We start from the raw sequence: 15067 nt of genomic DNA, 5'->3' as shown, positions 1-15067 counted from the left end.
GAATGGCGGACCCTGCCACCGGCGACGCCGGGTGTCGCCGCAATTCAATGGAACGGATGGCTTCTCGAACGGAAATACGGGCCCGGCGGAGTGCTCAGGTGACGCCGATGTCCTCGTTCCACAGCGCCGGGTGGCTCGCGGTGAAGTCCCGCATCAGGGCGACGCACTCACCGTCGTCCAGCACCACCACCTCCACACCGTGTTCCGCCAGCCAGTCGTGGCCGCCGTGGAAGGTGACCGCCTCGCCGATCACCACACGGGAGATGCCGAACTGCCGGACCAGCCCGGAGCAGTACCAGCAGGGGGACAGGGTCGTCACCATCGTGGTGCCCCGGTACGAGCGTTGCCGGCCCGCCGCCCGGAAGGCCGCCGTCTCCGCGTGCAGGCTGGGATCGCCGTCCTGGACGCGCCGGTTGCGGCCACGGCCCAGCAGGGTGCCGTCGGCGCCGTAGAGGGCGGCACCGACCGGGATACCGCCCTCGGCGAGACCCGCGCGGGCCTCCTCGACGGCGGCGGCGAGCCATACGCGTGCCTGTGCCTGATCCATGACCTCATGCATGACCGGGCCCGGGCTCTTCGTAACCTGAGCCACTGCTTGAGCCGTTGCCTGAGCCGATACCTGCGCCGATGTCCGCCGCGCCTGCGGCATCGAGCCGCTCCAGGTAGGCGTGGAGGGCACCCGCGCCCTCGATCATGGCCCTGCCGCGGGCCGTCAGGGCCGCACCGCGCGCCGCGATCGCCGCCCGCAGGGCAGCGCTGCCGCCCTCCCGGCGCAGCCCCTCCAGAACCGGCCTGATCTGGTCGAACAGATAGTGACTGCGGCGCAGGATCTGCACCAGCCGGGCGTCGCGCACATCGGCGGGCCCGTAGACCCGGTAGCCCGTGCCCCGCTCGCGCCCCGGCGTGAGCAGCCCGGCCCCCTCCCACACCCGCAGCGCGGACGTCCGTACACCCAGCAGCGCCGCCACCTCCCCGATGCGCAGGCCGCCGGAGCGGGGCAGCGGGGCGGGCGGCTCGGCCGCCAGGAGCTCCAGGGCCTCGCTCGCGGCCCGCAGGGACACCCGCTCCTCGTGCAGGGCGGCGTGCGCCGCGTCGACCAGCGCGAGCGCGCCCGGGACGTCACCGCCGTGCAGCGCCCGCATGACCGGCGCCGCCGTCACCGGCCCGTACCCCCGCAGCAGTGTCCGGTACGCCAGCAGCGCACCGCGGTGCAGATCGGTGTAGGCGCGGTAGCCGGACGCGGTCCGCGCCGCCGGCGGCAGCAGGCCGGCGTCCTCGTAGTTGCGGATCTGCTGCGTCGAGACCCCGGCCAGGCGGGCCAGGTCGACGGGGCGGAGGCGGCGTGCGTCGGTCATCGATTTGAAGGTTACGGCGCAGCAGGAGCAGGACGCGCCTCAAAAGTCTCAACACAGCACTTAAATGGAAGACTTGAAGGAATGGACAACTGCATCCGGGTCACCGGCGCCCGACTCCACAACCTCCGCGACGTCTCCCTCTCCCTGCCGAAGAACAAGCTGGTCGTGCTGACCGGCCTGTCCGGCTCGGGCAAGTCCACACTCGCCTTCGACACCCTCCACCAGGAGGGCCAGCGGCAGTACCTCGAGTCGCTGGGCATGGTCACCGGCTGGACCAGCAAACCCGCCGTCGACTCGATCACCGGCCTGTCCCCGTCCATCAGCGTCGACCAGCACCTCACCAACCGCAGCCCGCGCTCCACGGTCGGCACGGTCACCGAGGTCTTCACCTACCTGCGGCTGCTCTGGTCCCGCATCGGGACACGGCCGTGCCCGGACTGCGGCAAGAGCATCCCGCCGTCGTACGCGAACGCCGCCGAGGCCGCCGACGTCGACGAGGACGCCGAGGGCGAGCAACGGCCCTGCCCGCACTGCGGCTGCCTGGTGCCCGAACTGGTCATGGGCTGCTTCTCGTTCAACAAGCCCGCCGGAGCCTGCCCCGCCTGCACCGGCCTCGGTGAGGTCATCCGCCCCGACATACGGCGCCTGGTCGACGGCACGAAGTCGGTCGCCGAGGGCGCGGTACGCGGCTGGAACGCGAAGTACACCGAGTGGAGCCTCCCCCAACTGCGCGCCGCCGCACAGCACTACGGATTCGCCTTCGACACCGGCCGGCCGGTCGGCGACCTGAGCGATCAGGAGCGCGACCTGCTGCTGCACGGCGTCGAAAGCCCCGAGTTCCGGCGGCACTTCCCCGGCACCGAACCGCCGAAGACCGTGTCGGCGGGCCGCTTCGAAGGGGTCGCGACAGCACTGCTGCGCCGCTACGACGACCGCGCCGACGACCCCGAGTACCGCGAACGCGCCGAACAGCAGGGCCTGGTGAAGCAGCTCTGCGAGGAGTGTGGCGGGGCCCGGCTGCGGCCGGAGAGCCGGGCGGTGACCGTGCACGGCCTCACCATCGTCGAGGCCACGCGGCTCCCGCTGACCGACCTCGGCACCTGGCTCGCCGGTCTGCGCGAGCGGTCCGACGAGGACGAGTGGCTGCTCGTGGAACCGGTCGCCGCCGACCTGGAGGAACGGGTACGGCGCCTGACGGACGTCGGGGTCGGCTACCTCACCCTCGGGCAGGCCACCCCCAGCCTCTCCGCCGGCGAGACCCAACGTCTCCGGCTGGCCGCCCTGCTCGGCTCCGGACTGACCGGCGTGCTCTACGTCCTGGACGAGCCGACCATCGGCCTGCACCCCCGCGACACCGCCCGCCTCGTCGGCGTCCTGCGCCGCCTGCGGGACCTCGGCAACACCGTGCTGGTCGTCGAACACGACCTCGACGTGCTGCGCGCCGCCGACCACGTCGTCGACGTCGGCCCCGGCGCGGGCCGGGACGGCGGCCGGATCGTCGCCGCCGGCACTCCCGAGGAGGTCGCCCAGACCGAGGGCTCGGTCACCGGCGCGTACCTCTCCGGCCGCCTGTCCGCGCCGAGTTCACGCCGACGCGGCGACAGTGACCAGGCGGTGGTGATCCGAGGGGCCAGGGCCCACAACCTCAAGGACCTGACCGTGCGGATCCCGCTGCGCCGCCTGGTGACGGTCACCGGCCCGTCCGGCTCGGGCAAGTCGACGCTGCTGCTGGACACCCTCGGCCGGGCCGCCCGCCGCCACTTCCACCGCGCCGGAGACCCGCCCGCCGAGCACGACGGCATCGACGGCTGGGAGCACCTGTCCAAGGCCGTCCTCATAGACCAGGAGCCGGTCAGCCGCGTGCCGCGCTCCAACGCGGCCACCTACTCGGACGTCTTCACCCCCATCCGCGAGGTCTTCGCCGCCCGCAGCCGCGGCGCCTTCACCGCCGGCCACTTCTCCTTCAACGTGCCCGGCGGACGCTGCGAACGCTGCGAGGGCGCGGGCGTCCTCACCGTCCGCATGCACTTCCTCCCGGCGGTCGAGGTGCGCTGCCCGACGTGCAGGGGCCGCCGCTTCCGGCCGGAAGTCCTGTCGGTCCGGCACGAGGGCCACGACATCGCCGAGGTGCTGCAGGCGACGGTGGACGAGGCCCTGACCGTCTTCGCGGACGTCCCGGCGGTCGCCACCCGGCTGCGCCGCATGGCGGACGTCGGCCTCGGCTACCTCCCGCTCGGCCAGCCCGCCACCACCCTCTCCGGCGGCGAGGCCCAGCGCCTGAAGCTCGCGAAGGAACTGGGACGGCGGACGACCGGCCGTGTCCTGTACCTCCTCGACGAACCGACCACGGGTCTGCACTCCGCCGACACCGCCCGCCTCCTCGACGTCCTCCAGCGCCTGGTCGACGCCGGGCACTCGGTCGTCACCATCGAGCACAACACGGATGTCGCCCGGGCCTCGGACTGGCTGATCGACCTGGGGCCGGAGGGCGGCGCGGGCGGGGGCCGGGTCGTGGCGGAGGGGACGCCGGAGGACGTGGCGGCCATGGGGGCGTCCGGTTCCTCTCTGACGGGTGGGTTCCTGACCGGGTGACGTGCGCAGTGCTCTCGGGCCGCCCGCTTCTTTGCCAGTGTCGTGCTTCCACGGCCTGCGTCAAGGGCGCTGCACTCCGCTGCGCTGCGTTCCGCGTCGCCTTCGGCGATGGCCCTGCGGGCCACCCTTGACCCAGTCCGCTCCAGCACGCGAGAGAAGCGAGCGGGCGGCCCGGGGAAAGCGGGGTCCCAGGTTCCTTGCCCCCTTAGGCCGGCTGCGTGGCCGCCCGGCGATCGGGGGCGCGGTCGCACCTCGCCAGCACACCGGGTGGGCTCAGCGGCCATCCGTGGGTGGGTGGTGTGGCGGCGCCCCCCTGCCGCGTTGGGTGGGTGGGGGCACGCCGGGTGGGATCGGCGGCCTTCGGTGGGTTGGTGGGCTTGGCGGTTATCGGTGGGTTGGTGGGGCCGCTTTGCGGGGTTCGTTGGTGGTGTGGGGTGCTGATGGGGTCGGGAAGTGGCGTGGGAGTGGGGAATTGGAGCATTTGTGCCACGGGCTCTCTCCCTGACCTGCGCTTTCGCACCGGCCCTTGGCACAAACGCTCCACTTGCTGCTCCGGACCCCCGAATCACCCCGTGCCCGTGCCCGTGCCCGTTTCCGTGAGACGAGCCGTGCCGAGCCGACGCACCCACCGATCACGGTAGGCCGAACTCCCACCCACGGTTCGCCGCCAAGCCCACCCGGCGTGCTGGCGAGGCGCGACCGCGCCCCTCCTCGCCGAGCGGCTACGCAGCCGACCGAAGGGGGCGACGTGCCTTGGCCACCCGTTCCTCCCCGGCCGCTCGCTCGCTTCTCTTCCCGTGCTGGAGCGGACTGGGTCAAGGGTGGCCCGCAGGGCCATCGCCGAAGGCGACGCGGAACGCAGCGCAGCGGAGTGCAGCGCCCTTGAGGCAGGCCGTGGAAGCACGACACTGGCAAAGAAGCGAGTGGCCCCGACAGTCACTTCGTCGTCCTCGTCTTCTTCGTCAGTGGTGCCTCTCCAGCACGGCGTAGTCGGCGAAACTGCGCCGGTAGCGCAGGTGGTGGGTCTCCTGGGTGTGCCTGCGCTGCCACTCCTCGACCTCGCCGGGTGACCGGCACGGCCCCGACGTCGCCCCGCAGTCCGCCTCCTCGCCCGAGACGCAGTACGCCTGGTACTCGGGCAGCGCGGACGCGTCCTGCACGATCGAGTACGGCACGTACCGGAAGACCCGGCGTCCCGCCGACTCCCCGCCGTGCTCCTCCCGTTGGTGCTTGCGCAGCAGAACGTTCGCGTCCGTCACGGCACTCGCGTCGAACGCCGCCCGCGCCCTGTCCCGCCGGACCGACAGCTCCTCGCACGCCGCGCACCCCCGCACCGGCAGCGGGGGCCGGGCGGGATCGGCAGACAGCCCCTCCCTGGAGCGGTCGTTGACGGCCCGTACGCCCGCACTGAGCCGCTCGTCCAGGGTCGCCGGCCGGATCCTCTCCGGGTCCGCCTGCCACTCCCGGCCACCGCCGACCGGGCGCAGCATCACATGCGGGCCGGTTCTGTCCCGATACTCGCCGACCCTGTTCGTCTGCGGGTCGTAGACGAGCGTTCCCGGTTCCATTTCGCGCACCTCCGTAACTCTGTGTGCATAGAGCGTTGCGCACCGGAACGGCACGGTTCAATGCTTTGCGTGTGACACCGGTGCACTGTCACGGAGGGGGATGCCGTGAGCCGACGGAACGGCGGGGCGGAGTCGGGAGCGAGCACGGCGGCCGTGTTCGGCGAGGTGCTGCGGCACTTCCGCGAGGCGGCACTGCTGACGCAGGAGGGGTTGGCGAGGCAGATTCCGTGCGACCGTTCGCACGTGGCGCGAGTGGAGGCGGGCACGCGCGTGCCGCAGGACTCCTTCGCGAAGGCGTGCGACGAGCTTCTGGGCACGGGTGGGGTGTTGGCACGGTTGTGGGGGCGGATCGACTGGTATCCGCAGGTGGAGCATCCGGATTGGTTCCGGCGGCGGGCCGAGATGGATGAGGAGGCCGTGAGCCTGCGGGAGTACCAAGAGCGTCTGGTTCCGGGGTTGTTGCAAACAGGTGATTACGTCCGTGCGCTGTTCGCACGCGTTGCCAGCGGCGACGAAGTCGAGGAGCGGGCTCGCGCCCGACTGAGTCGGCAGCGGCGGTTTCTGGCTGAGGATGGACCCCTGTACATCGCCATCCTGGACGAGAGCTGCCTGCGCAACGTGGTCGGTGGGCCGGGAATCATGCGGGACCAGTGTGCCCACTTGCTCACTGTCGCAAGGCGCCCCAACATCCGTCTTCAAGTCGCTCCAGCAAGCTTCTCGGAACTGCTCCGGCCCAACGTCTCCATGTCGCTGATCGAGCTGCCGGACGGGCATCGGTGGGTGTATTCGGAGTCGTTGGACCGAGGCCACTTCAGCGACGATCCGGCCGTCTTCAGAAGGCATAGCCACGCCTATGATGTGCTCAGGGCAGACGCTCTGTCGGTCCGCGAGTCGGTCGCCCTGATCAGCGACGCGATGGAGGGGTACGAGCAGCATGAACAGGCACGAACTCTGCGCGGCGAACTGGATCAAGAGCAGCCACAGCGGCGAAAACGGCGGCAACTGCGTGGAAATCGCCCCCGATTTCCCCGCCGCCGTCCCCATCCGCGACAGCAAGACCCCTGACGGACCGGTCCTGGTCGTGACCCGGTCCGCCTGGTCCTCGTTCCTCACAGCCCTGCGCTGACCTACTGCCCGCCCCGCATCCGCCGATCTGCCCTCAGAGGCTGCGGGCCGTGATGTCGCCCTGCGCGGTGGTCGCGTGGATCGTGAGGGCGGCGTCGGCGCCGTCGGAGTTCTTGAGGGTGTTGCTGATGCGGCCGTAGCCGGTGCCGGCGTTCAGGGAGGCGGAGACGCCGGGAGCGGCGCCGATCGTGATGTCGCCCTGCTCGACGCGCAGCGTGACCGTGCCGCGTACGGCCTCGGTGACCGTGATGCCGCCCCGTTGGGTGCTGATCTCCGCGGGGCCGGTGAGGCGGCCGACTGAGATGTCGCAGTCATGGCCGGTGAGGCGGGCACTCGCGGCCTCGTCGAGCTTGACCGAGCGGTAGCCGCCCTCGAAGGCGACCTCGCCGAGCCGTCCGACGCCACGCAGTTCGGCCGCGTGCGTCTTCGCCTCGATGTGGGAACCGGCCGGCAGCTGGACCGTCACCTCGACGGATCCGACGTCTCCGAGGATCCGGTTCTTCGCCTCCGGTGCCTTGACCCGCAGGACGCCGTCGCCGTAGGTGACCTCGATCTGCTCCGCCGTTTTCATGTCGCGGCTCTTGGTGGCGTCCGTGGGCCGGACCTCGACCGTGCTGTCGGTGCGGTCGGCGGCGATGACCTGGATGCGTCCGGCGGGGATGTCGAGGACGGCGGTCACCTGGGCGGGGGTGTCGAACTTCTGCATCGTGCGCTCCTTGGGCTCGTTGTTTCCGATGTTTCCGATGACAGAAACGCTACGTTGCGTTCGAGAGTGCGGCAACTAGTTCGTTGCATGTATCGGGAATAAGTGCAGTTCAAAGCTGAGAAATCATTGCAATGGATGGAAAGCTAACGCAATGAAGGCCAGCTAAAGCGTTGCAATGGGCTGCAAGTGAACGCTATGCTGCGGGCATCAAGGACGACGAAGGAGACCGCGATGCCGGGAGGCAGGCTCACCCAGCAGGAGCGCCAGCAGATCGCACTGGGGCTGGCCGACGGCCTGGCCTACGCGGAGATCGCCAGGCGTCTGGACCGCCCGACCTCGACGATCACACGCGAGGTCATGCGCAACGGCGGCCCCGTCTCCTACCGCGCGGATCTCGCCCACCGCGCCACCGAACGCCGCGCGCACCGTCGCAAGCAGGCCACGCCCCGGGCGTCCACCGCGACACCCCCGCAGCCACACGGGCGCGACCCCCAAGCGGTGCGCGACTACGAGGAGTTGTTCACCACCGTCTTCATGGCTCAAGGCCTGCCCAAGATGACAGCCAGGGTGCTGACCTGCCTGTACACCACCGACGAGGGGAGTGTGACCGCGTCAGAACTCGTCCGGCGTCTCCAGGTCAGCCCGGCGTCCGTGTCCAAGGCGATCGCGTTCCTGGAGAGTCAGGGCCTGGTCCGCCGGGAACGCGGCGAAGGCCGCCGCGAGCGCTACACCGTCGACGACGACGTCATGTACCAGTCCACGATGGCCGCCGCCCGCTCCACCGCCCAGCTCGGCGAGATCGCGCGGCAGGGCGTCGGCGTTCTCGGCCCCGGCACACCGGCCGCCCACCGCCTCGAGAACATCGCCCGGTTCCTCGACTACGTCTCCGAGAGCATCACCCGCGCCATGGAACAGGCCCGCGACATCCTCCACACCAAACCCGAACCGAACCTCGAACCCGAACCGGCGTCAGAGCGCACTGAGGAGCCATAGCGCTACCTCAGGGCGGCCACCTCAGGGCTCGTCCCGGTTCGGGTCGTCGTCCTTCTTCTTGTCCTCGTCGAGCTTCTTGTCCCCACCGAGCTTCTTGTCCTCGTCGAGGGACTTCAGGAAGTCGGGGTTGTCGTCGGGCGCGACCCACTGCCGGGAGCGGCCGCCCCTGACGCCGGACCAGCCGTCGGCGGCGGGGCTGCGCTTCTTGCCGGCGATGAGCCAGGAGATCGAGCCGACGAGCGGGAACACCAGGACGAGGAGCGCCCACAGCGGCTTGGGCATGTGACGGACGTCGTCGTCCTGGGTGCTGATGCAGTCGATGAACGCGTACACGCTCAGCGCCAGTGGCACGAGGAACATCAGTACCCGGAGCATGCTGCCTCTCAGCGAAAGCGGTGGGCGGTTCCAGGCCAGGGTAGCCGCTCGGGGATACTGGACCGCATGGCTTACGACGATCTTCGCTCCCTGCTCAGGGCGCTGGAGCGCGAGGGCGACCTCAAGCGCATCAAGGCCGAGGTCGACCCGTATCTGGAGGTCGGGGAGATCGTCGACCGGGTCCAGAAGGCCGGCGGCCCCGCCCTGCTCTTCGAGAACGTACGCGGGTCGGCCATGCCGCTCGCGATGAACGTGTTCGGAACCGACCGGCGTCTGCTGAAGGCGCTGGGCCTGAAGTCGTACGGCGAGATCTCGGAGAAGATCGGCGGGCTGCTGAAGCCCGAACTGCCGCACGGGTTCGTCGGCGTGCGCGAGGCCTTCGGCAAGCTCGGCTCGATGACCCATGTACCGCCGAGGAAGGTGAAGGACGGCCCCGTCCAGGAGGTCGTGCTCACCGGCGACGACGTCGACCTGGAGCAACTGCCCGCCCTGTTCACCTGGCCGAAGGACGGCGGCTCCTTCTTCAACCTGGGGCTCACGCACACCAAGGACCCCGAGACGGGCATCCGCAACCTCGGGCTGTACCGGCTGCAGCGGCACGACAAGCGCACCATCGGCATGCACTGGCAGATCCACAAGGACAGCCGGAACCACTATCAGGTGGCGGCCCGGCGCGGGGAGCGGCTGCCCGTCGCGATCGCCTTCGGATGCCCGCCGGCCGTGACGTACGCCTCCACCGCGCCGTTGCCGGGCGACATCGACGAGTACATGTTCGCCGGGTTCCTCGCGGGCAAGCGGATCGAGATGGTCGACTGCAAGACCGTGCCGCTGCAGGTGCCCGCGCAGGCCGAGGTCGTGATCGAGGGCTGGCTGGAGCCGGGGGAGATGCTGCCGGAGGGGCCGTTCGGCGACCACACCGGTTTCTACACGCCGCAGGAGCCGTTCCCCGCGCTGAAGATCGACTGCGTGACGATGCGGAAGCGGCCGCTGCTCCAGTCGATCGTCGTCGGCCGCCCCCCGACGGAGGACGGCCCCCTGGGCCGGGCCACGGAGCGCTTCTTCCTCCCCCTGCTGAAGATCATCGTGCCGGACATCGTGGACTACCACCTGCCGGAGGCGGGCGGCTTCCACAACTGCGCGATCGTCTCGATCGACAAGAAGTACCCGAAGCACGCGCAGAAGGTCATGCACGCCATCTGGGGCGCGCACATGATGTCGCTGACCAAGCTGATCGTGGTCGTCGACTCCGACTGCGACGTGCACGATCTGCACGAGGTCGCCTGGCGGGCGCTGGGCAACACGGACTACGCCCGCGACCTCAGCATCGTCGAAGGGCCCGTGGACCACCTCGACCACGCTTCCTACCAGCAGTTCTGGGGCGGCAAGGCCGGAATCGACGCGACGAAGAAGTGGCCCGAGGAGGGCTACACGCGTGACGGCGGCTGGCCCGACATGGTGGAGTCCGATCCGGAGACGGCGGCGAAGGTGGACCGCCGCTGGAAGGAGTACGGGCTGTGACCTCCGCTTCCGCGGCCATTCCGCAGCCGGGACGCACCAAGGCCTTCCTGCGCCTGGTGATGATCGAGCACTCGGTCTTCGCTCTGCCCTTCGCCTACATCGCCTCGCTCACCGCGATGTACCAGTGGGACAGGAACGTCCACTGGGGACGGCTGCTGCTGGTCACCGTCTGCATGGTGGGCTTGCGGACCTTCGCGATGGCGGTCAACCGGATCATCGACCGGGAGATCGACGCGCGGAACCCGCGTACCGCGCACCGCGAGCTGGTGACCGGCGCGATGTCGGTGAAGCACGCCTGGACGGGTGCGCTGATCGCCCTGGCCGTCTTCCTCGGCGCGGCGGCCCTGCTGAACCCGCTGTGCCTGGCGCTGGCTCCCGTCGCGGTGATCCCGATGGTCGTCTATCCGTACGGCAAGCGGTTCACGAACTTCCCGCAGGCCATCCTGGGCCTGGCCCAGGCGATGGGCCCGGTGGGCGGCTGGCTGGCGGTCTCCGGCTCCTGGTCCTGGGAGGCGGTGATCCTCGGTCTGGCGGTGGGCGTCTGGATCGGCGGCTTCGACCTGATCTACGCCTGCCAGGACGTCGAGACCGACCGTGAGATCGGCGTCATGTCCGTCCCGGCGCGCTTCGGCGTCCCGGCGGCGATCTGGGGAGCGCGGGTCTGCCACGCGGTGACGACCGCCCTGTTCGTCTGGTACGCCCTGGCCACCGGCGCCGGCGCCTTCTTCTGGCTGGGCCTGCTGATCGTCGCGGGTGCCTTCCTGTACGAGCACACCATCGTCCGCCCGCACGACCTGTCCCGGGTCAACAGGGCGTTCTTCAGCGTCAACGGCTTCATCGGGATCGCCCTGTTCGGGTGCGCGCTGCTGGACCTGCTGGTGCGCGGACTCACCGTGTGAGCGCGGGCGCGGTGGCGTGGCGGCGGAACACGAACGCCGCCGCCACGCCCGCCACCAGTCCCAGCAGATGCCCCTGCCAGCTGACGCCCGACTGGGTCGGGGCGAGGCCCGCCAGTATCGAGCCGCCCCAGACCGCGGCGACCAGGACGCCGGCCACGACGCCCAGGGGGCGGTGCTCGACGAAGCCGGTCACCAGCAGGAAGCCGAAGAGGCCGAAGATCAGGCCGGAGGCGCCCGCGGTGTTGGTGTGCGCCGGGGATACGAGCCAGACGCCCAGGCCGTCCACGACGACGATCAGCGCGCACACCAGCAGGAAACGGCGCAGCCCCGCGAGCGCGGCCAGGAAGCCGAGGACCAGCAACGGCACCGTGTTCGCGGCCAGATGGGCGAAGCCGAAATGGATGAACGCCGACGGGACGACGTCGACCAGCTCGGACGGGACACGCGGGGTGACGCCGAAGCCGTCCAGCGCGTGGCCGGTCAGGACATCCACCAGCTCCAGCAGCCACAGCAGCGCGACCCAGACGAGCATCAGCTTGCCCGCGGCCAGCGCACGGTCACCTCTCGACCACCCGGCTTCCGGACCCGGCATGTCGGCCCCCAGTGCTCGCTCGTCCTCTCCGTGCAACGGCCCGCCCCCCTGGACCGGTTCCCACCCTGCGACGCCCGATAGGCTCAGTGTTGTGAACCCAGCCAAGCCAGGCGAGACGCCGCGTGCGCCTTGGATCGTAGGGGTGTCCGGCGCCTCCGGCACCCCCTATGCCGCTGCCGTGCTGCGGGCCCTCCTCGCCGCGGGCGAGAGCGTCGACCTCGTGGTGTCCCGGGCCTCCCGGCTCACCCTGCTCGACGAGACCGGGATCTCCTTCCGGGACGCCCACTGGCGTGACGACCTGCGCGAATGGCTGTCCCGGGGCGCCGACGGCAAGCCGGGCACCTTCTCCGTGGACGTCGACGCCGTACGCCACTGGAGCGCCGGCGACCTGGCCGCCGGACCGTCCTCGGGGTCGTACCCCGCCAAGGGCATGCTGATCGTGCCCGCCTCGACCGCGAGCGTGGCCGGAGTGGCGCTCGGGTTGTCGAAGGACCTGTTGCAGCGCGCGGCGAGCGTGACCCTGAAGGAGGGGCGCAAGCTGGTCGTGGCCGTACGCGAGACCCCGCTGAACGGCCAGACCCTGCGGCATCTGGTCACTCTCGACGACGCGGGCGCGACCGTCGTACCGGCCTCACCCGCCTTCTACGCGGGCGCGACGCACATCCAGGACCTGGTGGACTTCGTCGCCGGACGCGTACTCGACGCGGCGGGCGTGCCGCACGGGCTCTACCGCCGCTGGCAGGGGGAGCTCGGCGGCGGGCAGGACCGCGCCGGCTGAACCACCCCCTCCGGACCTCACCACAACCACAGACCTACTTCAGCGGAAGGCTTCGATCGCAATGGACGCGGTGGACAGGCAGCTCATCCAGGCCCTGAGGGAGAACGGCCGGGCCTCCTACGCGGAGCTGGGGCGCCTTGTCGGCCTGTCGGGACCCAGTGTCACCGACCGCATCAACCGGCTGGAGGCGGCCGGGGTCATCACCGGCTACCGGGCCACCGTCGACGCCGCCTCGCTGGGCCTCGGCGTCATCGCCCTGATCGGCATCTCGCTCTCCGACGCCGCCGACCACGAGGACGTGGCGCAGCGCCTGAGGGACCTGTCGGAGATCGAGGACTGCTGGTTCATCGCGGGCGACGACTCGTACATGCTCAAGGTGCGGGCGACGGACGTGGACGGCCTGGAGAAGATCATCCGGCGGCTCAGCGGGACGAAGGGCGTCTCCCGGACGCGTACCACCATCGTGCTCTCCACGAAGTGGGAGAACCGGGTCGGGGAACTGCCCGAAGAAGAGTAGCCGTACGGTTGGGACGTCGTCGTAGAAAGGTGTGGGCATGGATCTCGGGCTCAAGCGCGAGCTGGAGGAGAAGGTCAGGGCGGGCGTCCGCCTGAGCCGTGAGGACGGCATCGCGCTGTACGAGTCGGACGACCTGGCCTGGCTCGGCGGCCTGGCACACGAGGTGCGCACGCGCAAGAACGGCGACGTCGTGCACTTCAACGTCAACCGTCACCTCAACATGACCAACGTGTGCACGGCCTCCTGCGCGTACTGCTCCTTCCAGCGCAAGCCGGGGGAGAAGGACGCGTACACGATGCGCATCGAGGAGGCCGTGAAGCTCGCCAAGGCGATGGAGCCGGAGAACCTCACCGAGCTGCACATCGTCAACGGCCTGCACCCGAACCTGCCGTGGCGGTACTACCCGCGTTCGCTGCGGGAGCTGAAGGCCGCGCTGCCGAACGTCTCGCTGAAGGCCTTCACGGCCACCGAGATCCACCACTTCGAGACCATCTCCGGGATGAGCGCGTCCGAGATCCTGGACGAGCTGATCGACGCCGGTCTGGAGTCCCTCACCGGCGGTGGCGCGGAGATCTTCGACTGGGAGGTCCGGCAGCACATCGTGGACCACCGCACCCACTGGGAGGACTGGTCCCGGATCCACCGGCTCGCGCACGAGAAGGGCCTGAAGACTCCGTCCACCATGCTGTACGGGCACATCGAGGAGCCCCGGCACCGGGTGGACCACGTGCTGCGGCTGCGTGAGCTCCAGGACGAGACCGGGGGGTTCCAGGTCTTCATCCCGCTGCGGTACCAGCACGACTTCGTCGACATGCGGGACGGCAAGGTCCGCAACCGGTTGCAGGCGCGGACGCAGATGGCGACGGGGGCGGAGGCGCTGAAGACCTTCGCGGTGTCGCGGCTGCTGTTCGACAACGTGCCGCACGTGAAGGTCTTCTGGGTGATGCACGGTGTGCAGACGGCGCAGCTCGCGCTGCAGCATGGTGCGGACGACATGGACGGGTCCGTGGTCGAGTACAAGATCACACATGATGCGGACGACTTCGGGACGCCGAACAAGCTGACGCGTGAGGATCTGCTGGACCTGATCCGCGATGCGGGGTTCCGGCCGGTGGAGCGGAACACTCGGTACGAGATCATTCGGGAGTATGACGGGCCTGACCCGGAGCGTCGGGAGTCGCCGCAGCCGATGCGGGTGTGACTCCGTCGGTTCCGGGGTCTTCGGTTCCGGGGTGTGCCGGTTCGGTCTCGGGTGCGGGCCGTAGGTGGTGCTCGCGCAGTTCCCCGCGCCCCTGGGGCGTGATCCGGCTGCCTGTGGAAGGGCCGGGCGCGCCCCGCGGCGGAGCCGCATATCGGCAGGGTCCCGCGCCCCTGGGGTGGGTACCCGGAGGGCATGGTCAGGACCGAGGCGCCTGAGGACGCCTATACCGCTGAACCCTTCGTTCCTGGTCGCGGTGGGCTTCCCGCCCTGCGCAGGGCCGCCGCCGAGTGCCGGGGCTGCCCCCTGCACCGGGACGCCACCCAGACCGTCTTCGGTGCCGGGGACGAGGACGCCCGGGTGATGCTCGTGGGTGAGCAGCCCGGCGATCAGGAGGACCGGCAGGGGAAGCCGTTCGTCGGGCCCGCCGGACGGTTGCTGGACAGGGCGCTGGAGGAAGCCGGCATCGACCCCGCCGAGGCCTATGTCACCAATGCCGTGAAGCACTTCAAGTTCACCCAGGCCGAGCCGCGCAAGCGGCGGATCCACAAGGCGCCGAACCTGCGGGAGATGACCGCCTGCGGGCCCTGGCTGGCCGCGGAGCTCGCGGTCGTGGAGCCGGAGTTGATCGTGGTGCTCGGTGCCACCGCCGGGAAGGCCCTGCTCGGCTCGTCCTTCCGGGTGACGCAGGTGCGCGGAACGGTGCTGGAGGAGGAGATCCACGGGCGGCCGGAGCGGCTGGTGCCGACCGTGCACCCGTCGTCGGTGCTGCGGGCCGATGACCGGGAGGCGGCGTACCGAGGGCTGCTCTCGGATCTGAGAGTGGCGGCGCAGGCACTGGGGTAATAACT

Annotated in this window: 16 protein-coding genes; 10 read left to right on the top strand and 6 right to left on the bottom strand. The window is 70.3% G+C overall.

The window, feature by feature from the left end:
- Positions 1 to 94: 94 nt before the first annotated feature.
- Both IE212_RS03105 and IE212_RS03100 read right to left on the bottom strand, forming a co-directional pair.
- Positions 95 to 547 (bottom strand): nucleoside deaminase, encoded by a 453-nt coding sequence (locus IE212_RS03105; RefSeq protein WP_190196066.1) that lies wholly within the window; start codon positions 545 to 547, stop codon positions 95 to 97.
- A 4-nt stretch (positions 548 to 551) separates the two neighbouring features.
- Positions 552 to 1355, bottom strand: a complete 804-nt coding sequence (locus IE212_RS03100) for a MerR family transcriptional regulator (protein WP_190196065.1) — start codon at positions 1353 to 1355, stop codon at positions 552 to 554.
- Between the two features lie 81 nt (positions 1356 to 1436).
- Here IE212_RS03100 and uvrA point away from each other — a divergent pair, with 81 nt between their 5' ends.
- Entirely contained in the window at positions 1437 to 3947 is a 2511-nt protein-coding gene (uvrA, locus tag IE212_RS03095; protein WP_190196064.1) for an excinuclease ABC subunit UvrA, read from the top strand.
- 962 nt (positions 3948 to 4909) lie between these two features.
- Here uvrA and IE212_RS35510 read toward each other — a convergent pair.
- Positions 4910 to 5515 (bottom strand): DUF7848 domain-containing protein, encoded by a 606-nt coding sequence (locus tag IE212_RS35510; RefSeq protein ID WP_190196063.1) that lies wholly within the window; start codon positions 5513 to 5515, stop codon positions 4910 to 4912.
- A 105-nt stretch (positions 5516 to 5620) separates the two neighbouring features.
- Between IE212_RS35510 and IE212_RS03085 the strand changes: the two genes are divergently transcribed.
- Positions 5621 to 6580, top strand: a complete 960-nt coding sequence (locus IE212_RS03085; protein WP_190196062.1) for a helix-turn-helix domain-containing protein — start codon at positions 5621 to 5623, stop codon at positions 6578 to 6580.
- Positions 6528 to 6641, top strand: a complete 114-nt coding sequence (locus tag IE212_RS34775; RefSeq protein ID WP_229864017.1) for a DUF397 domain-containing protein — start codon at positions 6528 to 6530, stop codon at positions 6639 to 6641. Before IE212_RS03085 ends, IE212_RS34775 begins: the two co-directional genes overlap by 53 nt.
- Positions 6642 to 6674: 33 nt before the next feature.
- Here IE212_RS34775 and IE212_RS03080 read toward each other — a convergent pair whose 3' ends face one another.
- Positions 6675 to 7346 (bottom strand): DUF4097 family beta strand repeat-containing protein, encoded by a 672-nt coding sequence (locus IE212_RS03080; RefSeq protein ID WP_190196061.1) that lies wholly within the window; start codon positions 7344 to 7346, stop codon positions 6675 to 6677.
- Positions 7347 to 7577: 231 nt separating this feature from the next.
- On the opposite strand from IE212_RS03080, the gene IE212_RS03075 reads away from it, so the two are divergent.
- The gene (locus tag IE212_RS03075) at positions 7578 to 8339 is read left to right on the top strand and encodes a helix-turn-helix domain-containing protein (protein WP_190196060.1); all 762 of its coding nucleotides are present in this window, start codon (positions 7578 to 7580) and stop codon (positions 8337 to 8339) included.
- 21 nt (positions 8340 to 8360) lie between these two features.
- Here IE212_RS03075 and IE212_RS03070 read toward each other — a convergent pair whose 3' ends face one another.
- Complete coding sequence (locus IE212_RS03070) at positions 8361 to 8714, bottom strand: PLD nuclease N-terminal domain-containing protein (RefSeq protein ID WP_190196059.1); 354 nt, start codon at positions 8712 to 8714, stop codon at positions 8361 to 8363.
- A gap of 66 nt (positions 8715 to 8780) precedes the next feature.
- Between IE212_RS03070 and IE212_RS03065 the strand changes: the two genes are divergently transcribed.
- Positions 8781 to 10232: a menaquinone biosynthesis decarboxylase gene (locus IE212_RS03065; RefSeq protein ID WP_190196058.1), complete on the top strand. Its 1452-nt coding sequence runs from the start codon at positions 8781 to 8783 to the stop codon at positions 10230 to 10232.
- On the top strand, positions 10229 to 11131 hold the full coding sequence (gene mqnP, locus IE212_RS03060) for a menaquinone biosynthesis prenyltransferase MqnP (RefSeq protein WP_190196057.1): 903 nt from the start codon (positions 10229 to 10231) through the stop codon (positions 11129 to 11131). The genes IE212_RS03065 and mqnP overlap by 4 nt, the downstream gene beginning before the upstream one ends.
- Here the strand turns inward: mqnP and IE212_RS03055 are convergent.
- Positions 11121 to 11723 (bottom strand): rhomboid family intramembrane serine protease, encoded by a 603-nt coding sequence (locus tag IE212_RS03055; RefSeq protein WP_190196056.1) that lies wholly within the window; start codon positions 11721 to 11723, stop codon positions 11121 to 11123. The two genes, mqnP and IE212_RS03055, sit on opposite strands and share 11 nt — an antisense overlap.
- A gap of 91 nt (positions 11724 to 11814) precedes the next feature.
- Between IE212_RS03055 and IE212_RS03050 the strand changes: the two genes are divergently transcribed.
- The 4 genes from IE212_RS03050 to IE212_RS03035 all read left to right on the top strand — a co-directional run bounded on the left by IE212_RS03050 (position 11815) and on the right by IE212_RS03035 (position 15062).
- Entirely contained in the window at positions 11815 to 12501 is a 687-nt protein-coding gene (locus IE212_RS03050) for a UbiX family flavin prenyltransferase (RefSeq protein ID WP_190196055.1), read from the top strand.
- Between the two features lie 61 nt (positions 12502 to 12562).
- Complete coding sequence (locus tag IE212_RS03045) at positions 12563 to 13018, top strand: Lrp/AsnC family transcriptional regulator (RefSeq protein WP_003992162.1); 456 nt, start codon at positions 12563 to 12565, stop codon at positions 13016 to 13018.
- A 37-nt stretch (positions 13019 to 13055) separates the two neighbouring features.
- A complete protein-coding gene (mqnE, locus tag IE212_RS03040) occupies positions 13056 to 14219 on the top strand; it encodes an aminofutalosine synthase MqnE (RefSeq protein ID WP_190196054.1) in 1164 nt (387 codons plus the stop codon).
- Positions 14220 to 14411: 192 nt separating this feature from the next.
- Positions 14412 to 15062, top strand: coding sequence for a UdgX family uracil-DNA binding protein (locus IE212_RS03035; RefSeq protein WP_190196053.1), 651 nt, complete (start codon positions 14412 to 14414; stop codon positions 15060 to 15062).
- Positions 15063 to 15067 lie beyond the last annotated feature (5 nt).

The organism is Streptomyces djakartensis, from assembly GCF_014651075.1.
Lineage (GTDB): Bacteria > Actinomycetota > Actinomycetes > Streptomycetales > Streptomycetaceae > Streptomyces > Streptomyces djakartensis.
This window is presented reverse-complemented; position numbering and strand designations above follow the sequence as displayed.

Bases quoted from the DNA above. Each gene is read 5' to 3' on its own strand.
- IE212_RS03105 (WP_190196066.1), bottom strand. From the start codon at position 547: ATGGATCAGGCACAGGCACGCGTATGGCTCGCCGCCGCCGTCGAGGAG.
- IE212_RS03100 (WP_190196065.1), bottom strand. From the start codon at position 1,355: ATGACCGACGCACGCCGCCTCCGCCCCGTCGACCTGGCCCGCCTGGCC.
- uvrA (WP_190196064.1), top strand. From the start codon at position 1,437: ATGGACAACTGCATCCGGGTCACCGGCGCCCGACTCCACAACCTCCGC.
- IE212_RS35510 (WP_190196063.1), bottom strand. From the start codon at position 5,515: ATGGAACCGGGAACGCTCGTCTACGACCCGCAGACGAACAGGGTCGGC.
- IE212_RS03080 (WP_190196061.1), bottom strand. From the start codon at position 7,346: ATGCAGAAGTTCGACACCCCCGCCCAGGTGACCGCCGTCCTCGACATC.
- IE212_RS03075 (WP_190196060.1), top strand. From the start codon at position 7,578: ATGCCGGGAGGCAGGCTCACCCAGCAGGAGCGCCAGCAGATCGCACTG.
- IE212_RS03070 (WP_190196059.1), bottom strand. From the start codon at position 8,714: ATGCTCCGGGTACTGATGTTCCTCGTGCCACTGGCGCTGAGCGTGTAC.
- IE212_RS03065 (WP_190196058.1), top strand. From the start codon at position 8,781: ATGGCTTACGACGATCTTCGCTCCCTGCTCAGGGCGCTGGAGCGCGAG.
- IE212_RS03055 (WP_190196056.1), bottom strand. From the start codon at position 11,723: ATGCCGGGTCCGGAAGCCGGGTGGTCGAGAGGTGACCGTGCGCTGGCC.
- IE212_RS03045 (WP_003992162.1), top strand. From the start codon at position 12,563: ATGGACGCGGTGGACAGGCAGCTCATCCAGGCCCTGAGGGAGAACGGC.
- mqnE (WP_190196054.1), top strand. From the start codon at position 13,056: ATGGATCTCGGGCTCAAGCGCGAGCTGGAGGAGAAGGTCAGGGCGGGC.
- IE212_RS03035 (WP_190196053.1), top strand. From the start codon at position 14,412: ATGGTCAGGACCGAGGCGCCTGAGGACGCCTATACCGCTGAACCCTTC.